The organism is Actinoallomurus sp. CA-142502 (assembly GCF_050936355.1).
Classification (GTDB): domain Bacteria; phylum Actinomycetota; class Actinomycetes; order Streptosporangiales; family Streptosporangiaceae; genus Actinoallomurus; species Actinoallomurus iriomotensis.
Map to the genome: position 1 here is coordinate 5,414,726 of NZ_JBNJMY010000001.1, position 20,753 is coordinate 5,435,478.

Annotated in this window: 17 protein-coding genes; 14 read left to right on the top strand and 3 right to left on the bottom strand. The window is 69.9% G+C overall.

Annotated elements, in window-relative coordinates:
* Nucleotides 1-15 precede the first annotated feature (15 nt).
* The 8 genes from ACQEV1_RS25785 to ACQEV1_RS25820 all read left to right on the top strand — a co-directional run bounded on the left by ACQEV1_RS25785 (nucleotide 16) and on the right by ACQEV1_RS25820 (nucleotide 9,770).
* The gene (locus ACQEV1_RS25785) at nucleotides 16-987 is read left to right on the top strand and encodes a DUF5937 family protein (RefSeq protein WP_433396632.1); all 972 of its coding nucleotides are present in this window, start codon (nucleotides 16-18) and stop codon (nucleotides 985-987) included.
* A 156-nt stretch (nucleotides 988-1,143) separates the two neighbouring features.
* Nucleotides 1,144-1,572, top strand: coding sequence for a hypothetical protein (locus ACQEV1_RS25790; RefSeq protein ID WP_285583234.1), 429 nt, complete (start codon nucleotides 1,144-1,146; stop codon nucleotides 1,570-1,572).
* Nucleotides 1,573-1,916: 344 nt separating this feature from the next.
* Nucleotides 1,917-2,918 (top strand): ABC transporter permease, encoded by a 1,002-nt coding sequence (locus ACQEV1_RS25795; protein WP_285624663.1) that lies wholly within the window; start codon nucleotides 1,917-1,919, stop codon nucleotides 2,916-2,918.
* 60 nt (nucleotides 2,919-2,978) lie between these two features.
* Nucleotides 2,979-4,727, top strand: a complete 1,749-nt coding sequence (locus ACQEV1_RS25800) for an ABC transporter substrate-binding protein (RefSeq protein WP_285624661.1) — start codon at nucleotides 2,979-2,981, stop codon at nucleotides 4,725-4,727.
* A 90-nt stretch (nucleotides 4,728-4,817) separates the two neighbouring features.
* On the top strand, nucleotides 4,818-5,831 hold the full coding sequence (locus tag ACQEV1_RS25805; protein WP_285583227.1) for an ABC transporter permease: 1,014 nt from the start codon (nucleotides 4,818-4,820) through the stop codon (nucleotides 5,829-5,831).
* On the top strand, nucleotides 5,828-6,880 hold the full coding sequence (locus tag ACQEV1_RS25810; RefSeq protein ID WP_285624658.1) for an ABC transporter ATP-binding protein: 1,053 nt from the start codon (nucleotides 5,828-5,830) through the stop codon (nucleotides 6,878-6,880). Before ACQEV1_RS25805 ends, ACQEV1_RS25810 begins: the two co-directional genes overlap by 4 nt.
* Before the next feature lie 20 nt (nucleotides 6,881-6,900).
* Complete coding sequence (locus tag ACQEV1_RS25815; protein WP_285624655.1) at nucleotides 6,901-7,983, top strand: ABC transporter ATP-binding protein; 1,083 nt, start codon at nucleotides 6,901-6,903, stop codon at nucleotides 7,981-7,983.
* Nucleotides 7,984-8,081: 98 nt separating this feature from the next.
* Entirely contained in the window at nucleotides 8,082-9,770 is a 1,689-nt protein-coding gene (locus ACQEV1_RS25820) for an ABC transporter substrate-binding protein (protein ID WP_433396636.1), read from the top strand.
* A 74-nt stretch (nucleotides 9,771-9,844) separates the two neighbouring features.
* Here ACQEV1_RS25820 and ACQEV1_RS25825 read toward each other — a convergent pair whose 3' ends face one another.
* The 3 genes from ACQEV1_RS25825 to ACQEV1_RS25835 all read right to left on the bottom strand — a co-directional run bounded on the left by ACQEV1_RS25825 (nucleotide 9,845) and on the right by ACQEV1_RS25835 (nucleotide 12,693).
* Complete coding sequence (locus tag ACQEV1_RS25825; RefSeq protein WP_285583222.1) at nucleotides 9,845-10,522, bottom strand: response regulator; 678 nt, start codon at nucleotides 10,520-10,522, stop codon at nucleotides 9,845-9,847.
* Complete coding sequence (locus ACQEV1_RS25830) at nucleotides 10,519-11,718, bottom strand: sensor histidine kinase (RefSeq protein ID WP_285624649.1); 1,200 nt, start codon at nucleotides 11,716-11,718, stop codon at nucleotides 10,519-10,521. The genes ACQEV1_RS25825 and ACQEV1_RS25830 overlap by 4 nt, the downstream gene beginning before the upstream one ends.
* A 141-nt stretch (nucleotides 11,719-11,859) precedes the next feature.
* On the bottom strand, nucleotides 11,860-12,693 hold the full coding sequence (locus tag ACQEV1_RS25835; RefSeq protein WP_433405971.1) for a RecB family exonuclease: 834 nt from the start codon (nucleotides 12,691-12,693) through the stop codon (nucleotides 11,860-11,862).
* A gap of 209 nt (nucleotides 12,694-12,902) precedes the next feature.
* Between ACQEV1_RS25835 and ACQEV1_RS25840 the strand changes: the two genes are divergently transcribed.
* The 6 genes from ACQEV1_RS25840 (at nucleotide 12,903) to ACQEV1_RS25865 (ending at nucleotide 20,560) form a co-directional block, all read left to right on the top strand.
* Nucleotides 12,903-14,039: a site-2 protease family protein gene (locus ACQEV1_RS25840; protein ID WP_285624643.1), complete on the top strand. Its 1,137-nt coding sequence runs from the start codon at nucleotides 12,903-12,905 to the stop codon at nucleotides 14,037-14,039.
* A gap of 47 nt (nucleotides 14,040-14,086) precedes the next feature.
* A complete protein-coding gene (locus ACQEV1_RS25845; RefSeq protein ID WP_285624640.1) occupies nucleotides 14,087-15,010 on the top strand; it encodes a tRNA (adenine-N1)-methyltransferase in 924 nt (307 codons plus the stop codon).
* Between the two features lie 317 nt (nucleotides 15,011-15,327).
* Nucleotides 15,328-17,100: a proteasome ATPase gene (arc, locus tag ACQEV1_RS25850; protein WP_285624637.1), complete on the top strand. Its 1,773-nt coding sequence runs from the start codon at nucleotides 15,328-15,330 to the stop codon at nucleotides 17,098-17,100.
* 333 nt (nucleotides 17,101-17,433) lie between these two features.
* Entirely contained in the window at nucleotides 17,434-18,948 is a 1,515-nt protein-coding gene (gene dop / locus ACQEV1_RS25855) for a depupylase/deamidase Dop (RefSeq protein WP_285624634.1), read from the top strand.
* A 211-nt stretch (nucleotides 18,949-19,159) separates the two neighbouring features.
* The gene (locus tag ACQEV1_RS25860; protein WP_285624632.1) at nucleotides 19,160-19,369 is read left to right on the top strand and encodes a ubiquitin-like protein Pup; all 210 of its coding nucleotides are present in this window, start codon (nucleotides 19,160-19,162) and stop codon (nucleotides 19,367-19,369) included.
* A gap of 162 nt (nucleotides 19,370-19,531) precedes the next feature.
* Nucleotides 19,532-20,560 (top strand): endonuclease VII domain-containing protein, encoded by a 1,029-nt coding sequence (locus ACQEV1_RS25865; protein ID WP_433396640.1) that lies wholly within the window; start codon nucleotides 19,532-19,534, stop codon nucleotides 20,558-20,560.
* Nucleotides 20,561-20,753 lie beyond the last annotated feature (193 nt).

The window sequence follows — 20,753 nt, forward strand, 5'->3', positions numbered from 1 at the left end:
AATGTCGTGGCCGTGATGCGACTCGTCGTGAGCGGCGGCGACCTGCTGCGCTGCCGCTTCGCCACCTCCCCGCTGTGGGAGACGGTGAACGCCGTGCGCGCGTTCGTCGACCCGCGCTCTCACCCGTACCTGCGGCCCTGGTGGGAACAGGTACGCGACGACCCTCCGGCGGACGAGCTGCTCGCCGTGCAGTCCACGCGCGGCTACACGCCCGACTTCCTCAGCCCCCCGCCGCGCGAGGCCGCGCCCTCGGTGGAGGACCAGCTCGCCGCCGTGCGCGCGACCCCGCCCGGGCAGCTACGGGCCGAACTGCGCCGCGTCGACCTGGCGACGTGCCCGTCACCGGCCGCCGTGCGCGCGATGATCGCCGACCCGGAGACGGCGCGCGATGTCCTCGCCGCCGGGCTGGAGGACGCCTGGCGCCGGCTGGTGCTGCCCTGGTGGCCCCGGGTGCGCGAGCTGATCGACGGCGACATCGAGTACCGCTCGCGGCTCATGGCGGCGTACGGCCTCGGTCACGTCGTCGCCGGCCTGGACGAGCGCGTCCGGTGGTCCGGGCAGGCCATCATGATCGAGCCGGCCGGCGACGACGTCGAGCGAAAGCTGGACGGCGACGGGCTGATCCTCATGCCGAGCGCGTTCGTGTGGCCCAGCGTCACGGCGGTCGTGGACCGGCCCTGGCAGCCGACGCTGATCTACCCGGCCCGGGGCATCGGCGCGCTCCTCGGCGGACGGGTGACGGCCCCGGCACCGCTGGCCCGGCTCCTCGGCCGTACCCGCGGGCTGATCCTCGCCGACCTCGTCGAGCCGGCCACGACCGCGGCGCTCGCGGCCCGGCACGGCCTGGCGCCCTCCACGGTGTCGGCGCACCTGTCCGCGCTGGAGGGCGCGGGCCTGCTGACCCGGCGCCGCACCGGTCACCAGGTGCGGTACCGGCATACGCCGCTGGGCCGGGCGCTGGCCGAGGGCCTCATGCCGGGGGAGTAGCCCGAACCGTCCCCCGGAAGGAGGGGTATTCGCGTCATTACGTGTAACCATGGAGGACCAGCCGTACGCGTCCCAACGAGGTGCCGCCATGAGTGAACGCAGTGAGCGAATCGACAACACAGTGCCCCTGGTCACTCTTCCGACGGAGGAGGCCTCATGAGCGATTTCTTCCTCTTTTCGATCAGCCTGGCCGTCACGGTGCTGGGGCTGGTGGGAAGCTGGGCGGCCGCGCGCCGGCGCGGGGCGGCCTCCGGCCTGCGCGGCGCCGCGTGGTCGCTGCTCCCGCTGGGCGCCTACCTGACCGGCCTGACGAAGTTCCTGGTCGACCTGGCGTTCAGCCCGCTCAAGTGGGCGGGCGTGATCGTCCTGGGGCTCGGCGCGGTGCTGTACATGACCTCCGGGGTGATGCTGCGCAGGGGCGGCGGCGCGAAGGCGGGATCCGACCGGGCCGAGGCCGGCCGCGGCGGCGCCCCCAAGGCGGCGCCGAAGAGCGGCGGCAAGGCCGCCGTCGAGGGGCGGAAGACGGCCGTCGACCCCGACCTCGCCGAGATCGAGGAGATCCTGAAGAACCGCGGAATCAGCTGATGACCTGCGGAGACGCGTGACTGATGTGACACGCGTGTGACGGTGTGAACGCACATGTTCACGAGTGTGTAACACCGAATGTGGCCTTGATGACGACGAGATCACAATCGAGACACGGGTACTAGCGCCGACCTGCTCCAGGGCATGAGAGTCGTCCCGGGAGAGGTAGGTTCCCTCTCCAATGGACGCATATGGGCCTCATATGTCCTGTTTCGCATGTGGGGTGACCGGTCGTTCTGTTGACGGCAACGCCGCCGAGCGTGGGAGGTACCCCCAGTGACTGAGCGCAGCGAGGGAAGCGTTCAACACAGCACCTTGGTCACGGTGCCGACGAAGGAGGTGCCGTGACCGCACCGATCGAGGTGTCCGGTTCCGAGGCCGAGGCGCAGCCCGAGGCAGTGCTCGCGGGCATGGGCGGCAAGGTCGAGGGCCGTTCGCTCGGTCAGATCGCCTGGATGCGGCTGCGGCGCGACAAGGTGGCCATGTCCGGTGGCGCCCTGGTGATCCTCCTGATCCTCATGGCGATCTTCGCGCCGTTGCTGACCTCCTGGTTCGGCCACCCGACGGGCGAGTTCCACCAGGACATGATCGACCCGAACCTCCAGCGTCCGCTCCACGGGCCCTGGCACTCGGGCATCAGCGGGAAGTTCCTGCTCGGCGTCGAGCCGACGAACGGCCGTGACATCTTCAGCCGGATCGTCTACGGCGCCCGGATCTCGCTGCTCATCGCGTTCCTCGCGACGCTGCTGTCGGTGGTCATCGGGTCGACGCTCGGGATCGTCGCCGGCTACTTCGGCGGCTGGGTCGACACCGTGATCGCCCGGGCCATGGACGTCTTCCTGGCCTTCCCGCTCCTGCTGTTCGCCATCGCGCTCGCCGGAGTGGTGCAGGGGAAGGTGTTCGGGCTGTCCGGCAACGGGCTGCGCATCGGGCTGCTGATCTTCATCATCGGGTTCTTCAACTGGGCCTACATCGGCCGGATCATCCGTGGGCAGACCCTGTCGCTGCGCGAACGGGAGTTCGTCGACGCCGCGCGTTCGATGGGCGCGCGGGCGCCCTACATCCTGTTCCGCGAGCTGCTCCCGAACCTCGTCGCTCCGATCCTGGTGTACTCCACGCTGCTCATCCCGACGAACATCCTGTTCGAGGCGGCGCTCTCCTATCTCGGCGTCGGTGTGAACGAGCCGACGCCCACATGGGGCGGCATGCTCGCCCAGGCGGTCCCGATCTACTCGGTCGACCCGTGGTTCATGATCGTCCCCGGTGTGGCGATCTTCATTACGGTCCTCGCCTTCAACCTGTTCGGCGACGGGCTGCGCGACGCACTGGACCCCCGTGCCCGCTGATCACGAATGTGCCGATCGGACCGACTCTCTGTGTCGTTCCCGAAGGAGGAAGACAACCAAATGAGGAGAAGAACGCCCTTGGCGGCGGTGGGCGCAGCGCTCGCCCTCGCCCTGGCCGCCTGTGGCGGCACGGGCGGTTCCACGAGCAGTTCCGGAGGGAACGGCAAGTTCAACGAGGGCATCACCTCGGTGGTGAACGCCTCGACCAAGACCGGTGGCACGCTCCGTATCGGCAACGCCGTCGAATGGGACAGCACCGACCCGGCCGACACCTACTACGGCTGGTCCTGGGACTTCATCCGCCTGTACGGCCGGGCGCTGACGATGTTCAAGACCGTGCCCGGCCAGGCCGGCCTGCAGCTGGTCCCCGACCTGGCCCAGAACCTCGGCGAGCACAGCGCCGACTTCAAGACCTGGACCTACAAGCTCAAGCAGGGCGTCAAGTACGAGGACGGCACGCCGGTGCGCGCCCAGGACGTCAAGTACGACGTCGAGCGCACGCTGGACAAGAACACGTTCCCGGACGGGCCGACGTACTTCGGTGACTTCCTCGACACCAAGGGCTACTCGTCCCCGTACAAGGACAAGACCCCGGGCAAGCTCGGTCTGAAGGCGATCGAGACGCCGGACGACAACACGATCGTCTTCCACCTGAAGAAGCCGTTCGCCGGCTTCGACTACTTCGCGATGCTGCCGGCCACCATCCCGGTGCCGCAGGCGAAGGACACGGGCACGAACTACAAGCTGCACCCGGTGTCCACCGGGCCGTACAAGTTCGAGAGCTACACGCCGGGCAAGCAGCTGAACATGGTCCGCAACACCAACTGGGACCCCAGCACCGACCCGAACCGCAAGCAGCTGCCGGACCGCATCCAGGTGCAGATCGGTGTCAACGCGGACGACTTGGACAATCGCCTGATCGCCGGTTCGGCGGACATGGACATCCAGGGCCTGGGCCTCGGCGCCGCCGCCGCGGCCAAGGTCCAGTCGAACGCCAACCTGAAGAAGAACGCCGACTCGGCGGCGACCGCCCGGCTGGACTATGTGGCGATCTCCTCCTCGGTGCCGCCGTTCGACAACGTCCACTGCCGCAAGGCGGTGGAGTACGCGACCGACAAGCAGGCGATGCAGACGGCCTACGGAGGCCCGCTGTCCGGCGGTGACGTCGCGACCCACCTGATGATGCCGCTGATCCCCGGCAACCAGGACATCAACCCCTACCCCTCCGGCGCGGACAACCACGGCGACGTGGCCAAGGCCAAGCAGGAGCTGCAGGCGTGCAACAAGCCGAACGGCTTCAACACGATCATCTCCGCGCGCACCGAGCGGCCGAAGGAGATCAACGCCGCTCTCGCGCTCCAGCAGGGCCTGAAGAAGGTCGGCATCAACGCCGAGATCAAGAAGTACCCCACGGGCGACTACTTCAAGCTGTACGCCGGGAACCCGGAGTACGTGAAGAAGAACGGTCTCGGCCTGATCATGATGTCGTGGGGCGCCGACTGGCCGGAGGGCTTCGGGTACCTCCAGCAGATCGTCGACAGCCGCGTCATCCGGTCCGCGGGCAACACCAACCTCGGTGTGAAGGACCCGGCCGTCGACCAGCTGATCGACAAGGCCACGGTCACCGCGGACACCACCGCCCGCGGAGCCCTGTGGGCCCAGATCGACGCGAAGGTCATGGACGACGCCTACATCGTGCCGTTCCTGGACGAGAAGCACCTGCTCTACCGGCCGCCCTCGGCGAAGAACGTGTACGTCAACCAGGGCCTCAACGGCTACTACGACTACGCCCAGCTGGGCGTGAAGTAGCCGTCGGATCGAACCGTCCATAGAAGGCAGGTGAAGGCATCGGTGGACGGCGGGAGCTAACCGGCCCGCCGTCCACCGCAGCCAGGCACTGTGGTCAACTTCCTCATCCGGCGACTGCTCGCCGCGATCGCCCTGCTCATCATCGTCAGCATGGTGACCTTCGCGATCTTCTTCCTCGTCCCGAGGCTGACCGGCGCGAGCAGCGCGGACCTGGCGTCGCGCTACGTGGGCAAGAGCGCAGGTCCGCAGGCGATCCACGAGGTGGAGATCCGGCTCGGCCTGAACCGGCCGGTGGTGGTCCAGTACTGGAACTTCGTCAAGGGCATCATCGTCGGGGCGCACTACGACTTCGGCCCCTCGAAGGTGTACTGCGCGCCGCCGTGCTTCGGCTACTCCTTCATCAATCAGACCCCGGTCTGGCCGGACCTGCTCGACCGGCTGCCCGTCACGCTGTCCCTGGCGGCCGGCGCCGCGGTGATCTGGCTGGTGTTCGGCGTGACCACCGGCGTGATCTCCGCGCTCAAGCGGGGCAGCGCGGTCGACCGGGCCTCGATGGGCGTGGCCCTCGCCGGCGTGTCGCTGCCCATCTTCTTCACCGGACTGCTGTCCCTGGCGATCTTCCGGGACAACCTGCAGTGGTTCCCCGGCGCCGGCACCTACGTCGGGTTCACCCAGAACCCGGCCACGTGGGCCGCCAACCTCGTCCTTCCGTGGGTCACCCTGGCGTTCATGCAGGGCGCGCTGTACGCGCGGCTGACCCGCGCCGGAATGCTGGAGACGATGGGGGAGGACTACATCCGCACGGCACGCGCGAAGGGCCTGCCCGAACGCGTCGTGATCACCCGGCACGCGCTGCGGGCCACCCTCACTCCGGTGCTCACCATCTTCGGCATCGACCTGGGCACGCTGCTCGGCGGCGCGGTGCTCACCGAGGGCACGTTCTCCCTGCCGGGGCTCGGCAAGTTCGCGATCGACTCGATCAACAACAACGACCTGCCACGAGTCCTCGGCGTCGTGATGATCGGCGCGTTCTTCATCGTGCTCGCCAACCTCGTCGTGGACATCCTGTACGCGGTGATCGACCCGAGGGTGAGGCTCTCATGACGGACGAGGACGCGACCGCGGTGCAGGCGCCGAAGCCGTTCCTGGAGGTGCGCGACCTGCGCATCCACTTCCCGACCGACGACGGCCTGGTCCGGTCGGTCGACGGGCTGTCCTTCTCCCTGGAGCGCGGCCGCACGCTCGGCATCGTGGGGGAGTCCGGCTCGGGCAAGAGCGTGACCAGCCTCGGCCTGCTGGGCCTGCACAACCGCAAGAACGCCCGGGTCTCCGGCGAGATCTGGCTGGACGGCCAGGAGATCGTCGGCTCGTCGGCGGACCAGGTGCGGCGCATGCGCGGCCGGAAGATGTCCATGATCTTCCAGGACCCGCTGTCGTCGATGCACCCCTTCTACACCATCGGCGCGCAGATCATCGAGGCGTACCGCCTGCACAACGACGTCTCCAAACAGGTCGCCCGCAAGCACGCCATCGACATGCTCGACCGCGTCGGCATCCCGCAGCCGGACCGGCGGGTCGACGACTACCCGCACCAGTTCTCCGGCGGCATGCGCCAGCGCGCGATGATCGCGATGGCACTGTCGTGCGACCCGGAGCTGCTCATCGCCGACGAGCCCACGACGGCCCTCGACGTGACGGTGCAGGCGCAGATCCTCGACCTGATCCGCGACCTGCAGCAGGAGTTCAACTCCGCGGTCATCATCATCACCCACGACCTCGGCGTGGTCGCCGAACTGTCCGACGACATCCTGGTGATGTACGGCGGCCGATGCGTGGAGTACGGCGACGTGGAGGAGATCTTCCACTCGCCCGAGCACCCCTACACCTGGGGCCTGCTCGGCTCGATGCCCCGCCTGGACCGGGACCGTTCCGAGCGGCTGCTGCCGATCAAGGGCAGTCCGCCCAGCCTGATCAACGTGCCGCAGGGCTGCGCGTTCAGCCCCCGCTGCGCGTACGCGGAGCTGAACCAGGGCCGCAGCGAGACCGAACGCCCGGAGCTGCGCGAGATCTCCCCCGGGCACCGGGTCGCCTGCCACCTCGACCGGGAGGATCGGCGGCGTCTCTGGGACGAAGAGGTACGGCCGAAGCTTTGAACGAGGAGACCGCGGGAGACATGGTGACGACACCCGACACGACGGTGGTGGAGGAGCCGCGGCCGGCCGGCCCGGAAGGTGAGGTCCTGCTGGAGGTCAGCGGGCTGCGCAAGCACTTCCCGGTGACCCGCGGCGCGGTCGTCAAACGTCAGGTGGGCGCCGTCAAGGCCGTCGACGGCGTCGACTTCACCGTACGTGCGGGCCGCACCCTCGGCCTGGTGGGGGAGTCCGGCTGCGGCAAGACGACCACCGGCCGCATGATCACCCGCCTGCTGGAGCCCACGGACGGCCGTATCGTCTTCGAGGGCCGCGACATCACCCACGTGTCGCAGGGCACGATGCGCCCGCTGCGCCGCGACATCCAGATGATCTTCCAGGATCCGTACTCGTCGCTGAACCCGCGCAAGACGGTCGGCTCGATCGTCGGCGCGCCGTTCCGCCTGCAGAACGTCGCGACCGAGGCGGGCGTGAAGAAGGCGGTGCAGGACCTGCTCGACGTGGTGGGTCTCAACCCCGAGCACTACAACCGGTACCCGCATGAGTTCTCCGGCGGGCAGCGGCAGCGCATCGGCATCGCCCGCACGCTCGCGCTGCGGCCGAAGCTCATCGTGGCGGACGAGCCGGTGTCGGCGCTGGACGTCTCCATCCAGGCGCAGGTCGTCAACCTGCTGGAGGACCTGCAGGACGAGTTCCACCTGACGTACGTGGTGATCGCCCACGACCTGTCGGTGGTCCGGCACATCTCCGACCAGGTCGGCGTGATGTACCTGGGCAAGATGGTGGAACTGGGCGACAACGAGAGCCTGTACGACGGCCCGATGCACCCGTACACGGTGGCGCTGCTGTCGGCGGTCCCGGTGCCGGACCCGAGCGTGCGCGGCGGACGCGAGCGCATCCGGCTGCAGGGCGACGTGCCCAGCCCCCTCAACCCGCCGCCTGCGTGCCGATTCCACACACGCTGCTGGAAGGCCCAGGAGGTGTGCGGCCAGGTGGAGCCGCCGATGGTGGAGCTCAAGCCGGGCCACCAGGTCGCCTGCCACTTCCCGGAGAACGCCCCGCCGGACGCCGAGAGCCGCGTCGCCAAGGCCGCCGGCATCGCCTGATCGGACCACCGCGCGCGGTGCCGCGCGGTGCCGGGGGGTGGTGAACGTCTCACTTCGTGCGCTTGGTGCAATGATGCACTGGTTGCAATGATTTACGGGTGACGGGCAGATTCGCGGCATGCGCGACGGTGCTCGTGCTCGGCCTGGCCGGGTGCGGCGGCGGGCAGCGCCACCAGGTCCGGGCGGACACCACGTTCGACGAGGCGTCGACGCGAACCGTGCACCCCTCCTCCGGCAGGGGCGGCACCCTACGGCTCCTCATGACGGACGCGCCGGTCTCACTGGACCCCGGTGACCTCGGGTTCGCCTACGGCGCGGACCTGGCCCGCCTCTACGCGCGCTCGCTCGTCACCTACGCCCCGGCCCCCGGCGCCGCCGGGCTGCGGGTCGTGCCCGACCTCGCCGAGGGCCTCGGCAAGGCCGGTGACGGGGGCCGCACCTGGACCTACCGGCTCCGGCCCGGCCTGAAGTACGAGAACGGCCGCGCCGTACGCGCGCAGGACGTCAAGTACGCGGTCGCGCGCAGCAACTACACCGCCGAGCTGAACGACGGCCCGCACGACCTGCGCGACGTCCTGTCCGGCACCTACTGGGGCCCGTACCTGGACGCCGACCTCGGCCACTTCACCGGCGTCACCACACCCGACGACCGCACCGTGGTCTTCCACCTCAAGCACCCGTTCGCCGACTTCGACCACCTGGCGGCGAGCCCCCAGACCGCGCCCGTGCCGCGCGACGCCGACACGAAGCGCAAGTACGAGAAGCACCCCCTGTCCACCGGGCCGTACCGCTTCGCCCGCAACGACGTCGGCGAGGGCCTCACCCTGGTCCGCAACCCCGAGTGGAAGGACGGCCCCGCCCGCGCGGCGCTGCCCGACCGGATCGAGGTGACCGAGAAGGTCGCCGCCGCCGACGTCGACGCCCGCCTGCTCGGCGGCGGCGCGGACGCCGACCCGACCGGCGCCGGCGTGCTGCCCCGCACCCGCGCGAACATCCTGGCCTCTCCCGCCGAACGCGCGCGGGCCGACGACCCGCTCACCGGCCTCGTCCGGTACGCCATGCTGCCCCACGGCGTGCCGCCCATGGACGACGTGCACTGCCGCCGCGCCGTGCAGTACGCCACCGACCGCGTCGCGGTGCGGGCCGCGTACGGCGGTCCGGCCGCCGGCGACGTCGCCACGACCGCACTGCCGACCACCGTCGTCGGGTACCGCCCCGCGAACCCCTACCCGCTCGACCTCGCCCGCGCGCGGCAGGAACTGCGGGCCTGCGGCCGGCCGGACGGCTTCCACACCGGCCTGGCGGTACGGACCGACCGCGCGGGCGACGTCGCCGCCGCCGGCGCGCTGAGCCGCTCGCTGGCCGCGGTGGGCATCACCGTCCAGGTCACCCGGCTGTCACCGTTCCAGTGGGGGAGCACGGCCGGCTCACCCGCGTACGTGCACGCCCACCGGCTGGGCATCGTCCTGGACGCGCAGGCCGCGACGTACCCGACCGGGTACGGCTTCCTCGCGCCGATCACCGGTGCGGTCACCAAGACCGCCAACCGCGACATCATGGAGCTGCGCGACCCACAGGTGAAACGGATCCTCACCCGTGGCCTGAAGACCAGCGACCCGGCCCGCCGGGCGAGCGCCTGGGCGGAGGCGGACCGGCAGGTGATGGCGGACGCCGCGCTGGTGCCGCTCATCGACGAACGGACCGTGACGTACCGCCCGGACTCGCTGCGGAACGTCTACGTCCACCCCGCCTACGGCATGTACGACCTGTCCGCCCTCGGCCGCTGAGCGGAAGGTCGGCCGCCGGCCAGGCGGACGCCCTCCGGACACGCCTCCATGGTCTTGCGAGTGTCCGCCGCCGGCTACGCCTGGCCGGGCTGGATCAGACCCGTCTCGTAGGCGAACACCACGGCCTGCACGCGGTCGCGCAGGCCCAGCTTGGCCAGCAGGTTGCCCACATGCGTCTTGATCGTCGTCTCGCTCACCACGAGCTGCGCGGCGATCTCGGCGTTGGACAGCCCCCGCGCCACGTGCCGCAGCACCTCCAGCTCCCGCTCGGTCAGCATCGCCAGACCACGCGGCGGCGCCGCCTCACGCACCGACGGCAGCCGCGTCGCGAACCGGTCCAGCAGCCGCCGCGTCACGCTCGGCGCCACGATCGCGTCACCTCCCGCGACGATGCGGATCGCCGTGACCAGGTCCTCCGGCGGCGCGTCCTTCAGCAGGAACCCGCTCGCCCCCGCCCGCACCGCCTCCACGACGTACTCATCCAGGTCGAACGTGGTCAGGATCAACACCCGCGGATCGTGCTTGGCCGCCTCCTCACGGACGATCCGCCGCGTCGCCTCGATCCCGTCGACACCCGGCATCCGGATGTCCATCAGGACCACATCCGGCAGCAGCGTGCGGGTCAGCTCCACCGCCCGCGCGCCGTCACCTGCCTCACCGACCACGGCGAGGTCCGCCTCACCCTCCAGGATGAGACGGAACCCGGTGCGCAGCAGCGGCTGGTCGTCCACCAGCAGCACCCTGATCGTCACGGAACCTCCAACGGGAATCGGGCGCGGACCTCGAACCCACCGCCCGAACGCGGTCCGATCCGCAGATCGCCACCATAGAGGGCGACCCGCTCACGCATGCCCATCAGCCCATGCCCGTTGCCGCCCCCGCCCGGCCGGCCCAGGCCCGCCACCAGCCCCCGGCCGTCGTCCTCCACCTCGATCTCCAGCTGACGGTCGGCGTACTGGATGCGCACCCACGCCCGCGCCTGCGGCCCGGCGTGCTTCAGCGTGTTCGTCAGCGCCTCCTGCACCAGCCGGAACGCCGCCAGGTCCACCCCCGGCGACAGCGACCGGCTCTCACCCTCGATCCACAGCTGCACCTGCAGGCCGGTCTCACGCAACTGCTCCACCAGCCCGCTCACGTCGCCCACCCCCGGCTGCGGCGACAGCTCGCTGCGCGCCGGCTCCGCCTCGGTGCGCAGCACCCCCACCAGCCGCCGCATCTCACCCAGCGCCGTACGGCCCATCTGCTCGATCGTCGACAGCGCGTCCTGCACCGACTCCGGGTCGCGGTGCAGGATCCGCCGCGCCGCGCCCGCCTGGACCGTCATCACACTCACATGATGGGCCACCACGTCATGCAGCTCACGGGCGATCCGCGAACGCTCCTCCGCCCGCGCGGCGCGCGAGTCGGCCTCCCGCGCCCGCTCCAGCCGCCGCGCCCGCGCCTCCAGCTCGTCCAGGTACGCCCGGCGCAGCCGCAGGCTCCGCCCGATCAACCACGCCCCGGCGAACAGCACCGCGTTGCTCACCGACTGCCAGAACGTGCGCCCCTGCACGGCCAGCGAGACGACGTACACCACCAGGGCCAGCACGCCCACCGGCAGGCTCGTGCCCAGCCCGCGGTGCGAGGCCACGGAGTACAGCGCCACCAGACACGCCAGGGCGGCACCCAGCGTCGGCACGTAGCCCAGCGCGGTCAACAGGACGTTGCCGGCCAGCGTGAACGCCATCACCGGCACCGGCATGCGCCGCCGCAGCGTCAGCGACATCACCACGACCGACATCAGCACCCCGCTCACCACGTCCGGGTGCTTGCCGGGAAGGTCGCCGTAGGATTTCTGGAACGCAGCCTCGATCAGGCAGGAGACCGTCAGGAACGCCGAAACGAGCGCATCCGCGACGACGGGATGCGCACCAAGCCACGCACGACGGCTGCGGATGAGCTCGGACACCCCTTCACGTTAGGGGCTGCGGTCTGTCACGGTCCCCATCCTGAGCGCGGATATCCCCTCCTCCGCAGGGAGGAGACCGCCGCCACCGGCGGGAGGAGACGCGGAACGCCGCCCCGCCGCCCGTCACCGCCGGGCGGCCACTCAGAGGTCGTCGCGCTCCGGCTCCAGCGGCGCACCGGCCACCGCACCCGGCGTACCGCCCGCCTGCGGCAGCGGCGGCAGCACACCCCCGAACGACGGGCAGCGCTGCTTGTGGTCGCACCAGTCGCACAACCGGCTCGTGCGCTCCCGCCACTCACCGGAGTCCATCGCCCGCCGGATCGCCTTCCACAGCGCCTCGACCTTGCGCTCCGTCGCCCGCAGGTCGGCCTCGTCCGGCGCGTACCGCAGGATCTCACCATTGCCGAGATACATCAGCTGCAGCAACCGCGGCACCGTGCCGCGCAACCGCCACAGCACCAGCGCGTAGAACTTCATCTGGAACAGCGCACGCGCCTCGAAGTCGGCCCGCGGCGCACGCCCCGTCTTGTAGTCGACGACCCGCACCTCACCGGTCGGCGCCACGTCGAGCCGGTCGATGTAGCCCCGCAGCTGCAACCCCGACTCCAGAACCGTCTCGACGTACATCTCACGGCTCGCCGGCTCCAGGCGCCGCGGATCCTCCAGCGAGAAGTAACGCTCCACCATCGCGCGCGCCTCGGCCAGCCACTCCTCCCGCGCGCCCCCGGCGCCGTCCTCCCCGTCCTCGTCGTCCTCGTCGTCGAACAGCGTCGCCAGCTCCGGCTCCTCGGCCAGCAGCCGCTCCCACTCCGGCCCCAGCAACTCCAGCGCCGCCGCCGGCGTCCGCGCCGCGGCCGGCATGTCGAACAACCGCTCCAGCACCGCGTGCACGAGCGTGCCCCGCACCTGCGCCGCGCTCGGCCGCTCCGGGATGCGGTCGATCACCCGGAAGCGGTACAGCAGCGGACACGTCATGAAGTCGCCCGCCCGTGACGGCGACAGCGACCCGACCACCGTCACACCACCGGCCGACCCGCCGTCCTCGCCCGCTTCGCCGTCCGTCCCGGTGTTGATCTCGGTCGCCGTCATGCGCGTAACCCTAGGGCAGGCCGACGACAGAACACCGGTGAACCACCACCGCGCCGCGTGCCGCGCCCGCCACCGGTCCACGTAGCATCGGGGGCGTGGCAGACAGCGCGCCCCAGGGCGATCGGTCCGGCCCGGCTCGGCCGGGGATCCTCATGGGACGCCCGTTCGGCATCCCCATCTACGTCTCACCGACCTGGTTCATCGTGGCCATCGTCATCACGGTCATGTTCGAACCCCAGGTCGCCCAGCACGTCCAGCGGCCCGTCAGCTACCTCGTGGCCCTCACCTACGCCGTGCTGCTGTACGCCTCGGTCCTCGTCCACGAGATCGGCCACTCCGTCGTCGCCCGCTGCTTCGGCCTGCCCGTGCGCGCCATCACCCTGCACATCCTCGGCGGCGTCTCCGAGATCGAGGAGGAGCCCCGCACGCCCGGCCGCGAGTTCCTCGTCGCCGCCGCCGGCCCCGTGCTGTCCCTCGGCCTCGCCGTCGGCGGCTACGCCGCGCTCCTGCTCGTGCCCATGCCCGACGTCACCGTCCTGCTCATCGAGGCCCTCACCCTCGCCAACCTCATCGTCGGCGTGTTCAACCTCCTGCCCGGCCTGCCCCTCGACGGCGGCCGGCTCGTCCGCGCCGCCATCTGGAAGATCACCGGGCGCCGGCGCACCGCCACCGTCGCCGCCGGCTGGGCCGGCCGCGTCGTCGCCGTCACGGTGCTCATCCTCGGCGCCGCGCTCTCGGCCACCGGCGGCGGCGACCGCTGGCTCACCGTCATCTGGGCCGCGCTCGTCGCCTCCTTCATCTGGGTCGGCGCCGGCGAGGCCATCCGCGTCGCCCGCATCCGCGACCGCATCCCCCTCCTCAACGCCCGCGCCCTCGCCCGCCGCGCCGTCAGCGTCGCCCAGGACACCCCCCTCGCCGAGGCCGTACGCCGCGCCCAGGAGGCCGGCGCCGGCGCCATCGTCGTCGTCGGCCGCGACGACGACCCCGTCGGCATCGTCAGCGAGACCGCCGTCATCGCCACCCCCGAACACCGGCGGCCCTGGGTCGACACCGCCTCCCTCACCCGCACGCTCGACCCCGGGATGATCCTGTCCGCCGACATCACCGGCGAGGACCTCGTCGCCGCGGTCAACCGCGTCCCCGCCTCGGAGTACCTCCTGGTCGAGCCCACCGGCGAGATGTACGGCGTGCTCGTCGCCCAGGACCTCGCCAAGACCTTCGCCCGCGCCTGACCCGCCCGGCGGTCCGGCCGCCCCCAGGACCTCGATAGCCTGGAGCCATGACCGAACCGACCGCCGGCTCCGCCATGCCCGCAGCCCCGCACGGGCCGTTCCGTCCCGGCGACAGGGTTCAGCTCACCGATCCCAAGGGCCGGGTCAACACCGTCACCCTCCAGCCCGGCAAGCTCTACCACAGCCACAAGGGCGCCATCCCGCACGACGAGATCATCGGCAGCCCCGAGGGCAGCGTCTTCCGCTCCACCGGCGGCACCGAATACCTCGCCTTCCGGCCGCTCCTCGCCGACTACGCGCTCCGCATGCCCCGCGGCGCCGCCGTCGTCTACCCCAAGGACGCCGCCCAGATCGTCACGATGGCCGACATCTTCCCCGGCGCCCGCGTCGTCGAGGCCGGCGCCGGCTCCGGCGCCCTCACCTGCTGGCTCCTGCGCGCCGTCGGCGAACACGGCATGGTCTCCTCCTACGAACGCCGCGAGGACTTCGCCGGGATCGCCCGTACCAACGTCGAGACCTACTTCGGCGGCCCGCACCCCGCCTGGCGGCTCACCGTCGGCTCCCTCGAGGACGCCCTCACCGACACCGACGTCGACCGCGTCGTCCTCGACATGCTGGCCCCCTGGGAATGCGTCGACGCCGTCGCCAAGGCCCTCGTCCCCGGCGGCCTCGTCTGCGCCTACGTCGCCACCACCACCCAGCTGTCGCGGGTCGTGGAGACCCTGCGCGAGCACGGCGCCTTCGCCGAGCCGTACGCCTTCGAGACCCTCCTGCGCTCCTGGCACGTCGAGGGACTCGCCGTACGCCCCGACCACCGCATGGTCGGCCACACCGGCTTCCTCGCCACCGCACGCCGCCTCGCCGACGGCGTACGCCCCCCGGTGCGCCGGCGACGGCCCGCCAAGGGAGCCCAGGCCGGTGAAGCCACCGAGACCCCGGAGACTCCCGAACCGCCCGCGCCGCTCGACTGACCCCGGCCGCGGCCTCTGACCCACCGTGACCACGCGGATCCCGTCCGTGCCGCTCCGGCGTCCCCCTTATGTGCCCGATGTGTCAGGCGCGTGTCCGCCCCGTATCGGTCACGTGTCCGGCGTGGCCGCCGGAAAGGGCCGGCGGCGGATTTTCGCAAGCGGAGCCGTCACCACCCCATGTGGCCTCCGACCTGCGAAAGCATCCGATTTCCGCACCTCGTCGCCACCCCGCCACGACACGAGTACCCGTTGGCCATGTTACGGAGGCGCTCCGGATAGGTAGGGTTTCAGTTAGGTCGTCGTCTCTGCCTGAGGAGGTGACGAGCGTGGCCGCTCGTGACGATGCCGGGGCGCGTAAGGCGCAGCACGAAAAGGAGGTCCGCGACCTCCAGACGCAGGTCTCCTTCCTCGAGGAGGAGATCTCCGTGCTGCGCCGAAAGCTCGCGGAATCCCCCCGACAAGTACGTGTACTCGAAGAACGCCTACATGAGGCGCAGGCAAGCCTGGCCGCGGTTACGGGCCAGAACGAACGCCTCGTGGCGACTCTCAAGGAAGCCCGAGAGCAGATCATCGCACTGAAGGAGGAAGTCGACCGCCTCGCGCAGCCGCCATCCGCCTTCGGAACGTTCCTCGCCGCGCGCGAGGACGGCACGGTCGACATCTTCACCGGCGGACGCAAGCTGCGGGTGAACGTCAGCCCGGGTATCGAGATCGAGGAGTTGCAGCGTGGCCAGGAGGTCATGCTCAACGAGGCGCTCAACGTCGTCGCCGCCCTCGACTTCGAGACCCAGGGCGAAGTCGTGATGCTCAAGGAGGTTTTCGCCGACGGCGAACGCGCCCTCGTCATCGCGCACGCCGACGAGGAACGCGTCGTCAAGCTCGCCGAGCCCCTGCGCGGAGTCTCCCTGCGCGCCGGTGACTCGCTGATGCTCGACACGCGCTCCGGGTACGCCTACGAAAAGATCCACAAGGCCGAGGTCGAAGAACTCGTCCTCGAAGAAGTCCCCGACATCTCCTACCAGGAGATCGGCGGCCTGGGGCCGCAGATCGAACAGATCCGCGACGCCGTCGAGCTGCCCTACCTCCACGCCGACCTCTTCCGCGAACACCAGCTCCGCCCGCCCAAGGGCGTCCTGCTCTACGGTCCGCCCGGCTGCGGCAAGACCCTCATCGCCAAGGCCGTCGCCAACTCCCTGGCCAAACAGGTCGCGGAGAAGACCGGCGCCGAGGGCAAGAGCTTCTTCCTCAACATCAAGGGACCCGAACTCCTCAACAAGTACGTCGGCGAGACCGAACGCCACATCCGGCTGGTCTTCCAGCGCGCACGCGAGAAGGCCTCCGCGGGCACCCCGGTCATCGTCTTCTTCGACGAGATGGACTCCATCTTCCGCACCCGCGGATCCGGAGTCTCCTCCGACGTCGAGAACACGATCGTGCCGCAGCTGCTCTCGGAGATCGACGGCGTCGAAGGCCTGGAGAACGTCATCGTCATCGGCGCCTCCAACCGCGAGGACATGATCGACCCGGCGATCCTCCGGCCCGGGCGCCTCGACGTGAAGATAAAGATCGAACGTCCCGACGCCGAGGCGGCCAAGGACATCTTCTCCAAGTACATCCTCACCGGACTTCCCCTCCACCCCGACGACGTCAAGGAACACGACGGCTCGGCCGAGGCCACGGTCGACGGCATGATCCAGCGGGTCGTCGAGCGGATGTACACCGAGAGCGAGGAGAACCGCTTCCTCGAGGTGACCTACGCCAACGGTGACAAGGAAGTCCTCTACTTCAAGGACTTCAACTCCGGCGCGATGATCCAGAACATCGTCGACCGGGCCAAGAAGATGGCCATCAAGGACTTCCTCGACAGCGGGCAGAAGGGCCTGCGGGTCAACCACCTGCTCGCCGCCTGCGTCGACGAGTTCAGCGAGAACGAGGACCTGCCCAACACCACCAACCCCGACGACTGGGCCCGCATCTCCGGCAAGAAGGGCGAACGGATCGTCTACATCCGCACGCTCGTCTCCGGCAAGCAGGGCACCGAGGCCGGCCGTTCCATCGACACGGTCGCCAACACCGGTCAGTACCTGTAAACCGCTCGTCGCGGGCGGCCGGCACCACGCCGGCCGCCCGCGACGGCGCCGGTTCCGCCGTACGGGCGCCCGAACCACTTCGCGTGCCGCGTCGACCACAGATCTCCGGTGAACTCCACCTCGGGGGAGATATACCCGAGCACCACCGACGTCCCCCGCTCCGGTTGCCGGGTCTTTACCCTGACCTGGAACGGCCATGAGGACGCCGTCGCCCCGAAGCACACCCCGCCATCTCGTTCGAACCCCTCCTGAGCCCGTCCCCACAAGGCGAATCGGGTCACGATCCCGCCGCGCCTCGCAAGAGCACGGCGATCGCGCATTAGGCTCAGGTCTATGAGCGTGCGGCGGGTAATGGGAATCGAGACCGAATACGGCATTTCCGTGCCCGGTCAGCCGGGGGCCAACGCGATGGTGACCTCCTCACAGGTCGTCAACGCCTACCTCGCGGCATCGGCGGCCAAGGCCAGGCGGGCACGGTGGGACTTCGAGGAGGAGAACCCCCTGCGGGACGCCCGCGGGTTCGACCTCGCACGCGAGGTCGCCGACCCCACCCAGCTCACCGACGAGGATCTCGGGCTGGCCAACGTCATCCTCACGAACGGCGCGCGCCTCTACGTCGACCACGCGCACCCGGAGTACTCCACCCCCGAGTGCACCAACCCGCGCGACGCCGTGATCTGGGACAAGGCCGGAGAGCGCGTCATGGCCGACGCCGCCCGCCGCGCCGCCCAGGTGCCCGGCACCCAGCCCATCCAGCTGTACAAGAACAACACCGACAACAAGGGCGCCTCGTACGGCTGCCACGAGAACTACCTGATGAAGCGGGAGACCGCCTTCTCGGAGATCGTCCGCCACCTCACCCCGTTCTTCGTGACCCGCCAGGTCGTCTGCGGCGCCGGCCGCGTCGGCATCGGCGTCGACGGCCGCACCGACGGTTTCCAGATCAGCCAGCGCGCCGACTTCTTCGAGGTCGAGGTGGGCCTCGAGACGACTCTCAAGCGCCCCATCATCAACACGCGTGACGAACCTCACGCCGACCCGGAGAAGTACCGCAGGCTCCACGTCATCATCGGCGACGCCAACATGAGCGAGGTCTCCACCTTCCTCAAGCTCGGCACGACCGGCCTCGTGCTCGCCATGATCGAAGACGGCTTCCTCACCGTCGACCTGTCCGTCGACATGCCGGTGGCGACCCTGCGCGCCGTCTCCCACGACCCGTCCTGCAAACACCTGCTCACCCTTCGCGACGGCCGCAAGATGACCGCCGTGCAGCTGCAGATGGAGTACCTGGAGCAGTCCCGCAAGTACGTCGAGGACCGCTTCGGCGCCGACGTCGACGAGCCGACCACCGAGATCCTGGACCGCTGGGAGTCGGTCCTGCACCGCCTCGGCGAGGACCCCATGCAGCTGTCGAGCGAGCTCGACTGGGTCGCCAAGCTCGAACTGCTGGAGGGCTACCGCAGCCGCGACGGCCTCGACTGGTCCCACCCGCGTCTCCAACTGGTCGACCTGCAGTACTCCGACGTACGCCCGGACCGGGGCCTGTACAACCGCCTCGTCGCGCGCGGCCGCATGAAGCGCATCACCACCGACGCCGAGGTCGACGCCGCCATCGAGGACCCGCCCGAGGACACGCGCGCGTACTTCCGCGGCCGGTGCCTGCGGCAGTACGCCGACTCGGTGGCCGCGGCGTCGTGGGACTCCGTCATCTTCGACGTCCCGGGCCGCGAGTCGCTGCAGCGGGTGCCGACCCTGGAGCCGCTGAGGGGCACCAAGGCGCACGTGGGCGCCCTCCTGGACCGCTGCCGTACGGCCTCGGACCTGGTGACCGCCCTGACGGGGGAGTAGCGCCCAGAGGGCCCCAGAACGCGCCGGTCCGGCGGCCCGCTGTCGATCAATGCACAGTCGTGACCGGTATGACCGTTTCACAGGGATCGCCGGTGGTGATAACGCCGTCATGAGACCGATCGCCGACCACGGTGGGACACGGTGAGTGATCCACTGGTTGTCGGCGGGCGACGATAGAGTCGAGGTCTCTCGGCAGGAGTGGAGGCGCAGCATGGCGACGAGGGACACCGGCGGGCAGCGGCAGACGACCCGGCGCGAGGAAGAGGTCGACGAGACCCAGACCGCCCCCAGCGAAGACGTCCAGGAACGCAACGAGAAGCTCACGGACGACGTCGACGCCATTCTGGACGAAATAGACGAGGTCCTCGAAGAGAACGCAGAGGAGTTCGTCAGGAGCTACGTCCAAAAAGGGGGAGAGTGACAGCAATTGTCCGGTTTACTCCCATCGCGGCAAGTGTGTCCGGACTGTGGCTTAGAAAAGAACGCAGCGGAGTACGGGCGTAACAAGCGTCGGGCCGACGGTCTCGCGCAGTACTGCAAGGAATGTTTCCGGCGTCGTTCCAAGGCGAGCTATCGCAAGCGGATGGCCGAACGCGGAAAGCAGGTGCGCGAGCGGCCGGAGGTGCCGGAAGGATTGCGTTACTGCCCCCAATGCGACGAGATCCGTCCCTTGTCGGCCTTTGGGAGTAACCGGTCGAAGAAAGATGGCCTCGCCACTTACTGTCGGCCCTGTCACAACCGTCTGACGGTCGCCAACAAGGTGAAGAATCACGGCAGCGAGAGGAGCTACCTCCTCAAGTACCGTTACGGTCTCACCGAAGATGAGGTAGCGGAGATCATCGACGGTCAGGCGAGCGTTTGTCTCATTTGCCTCCGCGCCCGCTCGTTGCATGTTGATCATGATCATGCGACAGGCGAGGTGCGGGGGTTGATCTGTTTCTCGTGTAACGGAGCCCTGGGGCAGTTCAGGGACGGTCCAGCGGTCATCCGCGAGGCGGTGGACTACCTGGAGCGAACATCCACTTCCGCGGGCCCGGCGGCGCGCCGTACGGCCCGCGGCAGAGGGACGAGCCATCGCGAGGCCCACCTTTTCCGGCGCTACGGGATCGGCGAGGACGAGATCGAGCGGCTGGTCGAGCAGCAGCGGGGTCGGTGTCCCGTCTGCCGCGTGGCGTCGCCGACGGTGGTCGACCACGACCACGTGAACGGCGGCGCGGTGCGTGGGATCCTCTGCGGGAATTGCAATAGTGGGATGGGGCAGCTCGATGACAACCCGTGGCTGCTACGGCGGGCGATCGAGTACCTCACCGGTGGGCTGTCGGGGCTGCGACGGGGGCCGGACGGGCGGTTCGAGGTGACCGTGGTGCGGCCTCGCCGCGACGGGCCGGTGATTGATCCCGGCTGGGAGATCGGGCAGGTCGGCGGGCATGACCTCGCCGTTCTCCACGCGTTCGCGCGTGACGACTCCGGGGACCCCTGGGAGTTCGACGTCGACGTGGCCGGCCCCGGGCCGATCGAGCCGCGCTTCGCCGTCCTCGACCTCTCCGACCCTCATGACGACGCTCCCAGGCCCGTCGAGCCGCCGCGTCCCGCGGAGTATGCCTTTCTCTGATCGGCCGGTTCGCATGCGATCACATCCATCCGCGTTCGGCCGGGTTCGCCGTGAGCGGACGGGGGAGGGATCATGACGCATGCACGCGACGGCGCGCTGACAGTAGGGTCTGATTAGCGGGGGCGATCGCGTCCGCTGTCAGTGGAAGGAGTCGTGTGACGTCGCAAGGTTCCGCGCCGGGGCGTCTGCCGGG

Excerpts from the sequence above, each read along its gene's own strand:
- ACQEV1_RS25785 (WP_433396632.1), top strand. The coding sequence starts at position 16 with ATGCGACTCGTCGTGAGCGGCGGCGACCTGCTGCGCTGCCGCTTCGCC.
- ACQEV1_RS25790 (WP_285583234.1), top strand. The coding sequence starts at position 1,144 with ATGAGCGATTTCTTCCTCTTTTCGATCAGCCTGGCCGTCACGGTGCTG.
- ACQEV1_RS25800 (WP_285624661.1), top strand. The coding sequence starts at position 2,979 with ATGAGGAGAAGAACGCCCTTGGCGGCGGTGGGCGCAGCGCTCGCCCTC.
- ACQEV1_RS25810 (WP_285624658.1), top strand. The coding sequence starts at position 5,828 with ATGACGGACGAGGACGCGACCGCGGTGCAGGCGCCGAAGCCGTTCCTG.
- ACQEV1_RS25815 (WP_285624655.1), top strand. The coding sequence starts at position 6,901 with ATGGTGACGACACCCGACACGACGGTGGTGGAGGAGCCGCGGCCGGCC.
- ACQEV1_RS25835 (WP_433405971.1), bottom strand. The coding sequence starts at position 12,693 with ATGACGTGTCCGCTGCTGTACCGCTTCCGGGTGATCGACCGCATCCCG.
- ACQEV1_RS25845 (WP_285624640.1), top strand. The coding sequence starts at position 14,087 with ATGACCGAACCGACCGCCGGCTCCGCCATGCCCGCAGCCCCGCACGGG.
- dop (WP_285624634.1), top strand. The coding sequence starts at position 17,434 with ATGAGCGTGCGGCGGGTAATGGGAATCGAGACCGAATACGGCATTTCC.
- ACQEV1_RS25860 (WP_285624632.1), top strand. The coding sequence starts at position 19,160 with ATGGCGACGAGGGACACCGGCGGGCAGCGGCAGACGACCCGGCGCGAG.
- ACQEV1_RS25865 (WP_433396640.1), top strand. The coding sequence starts at position 19,532 with ATGGCCGAACGCGGAAAGCAGGTGCGCGAGCGGCCGGAGGTGCCGGAA.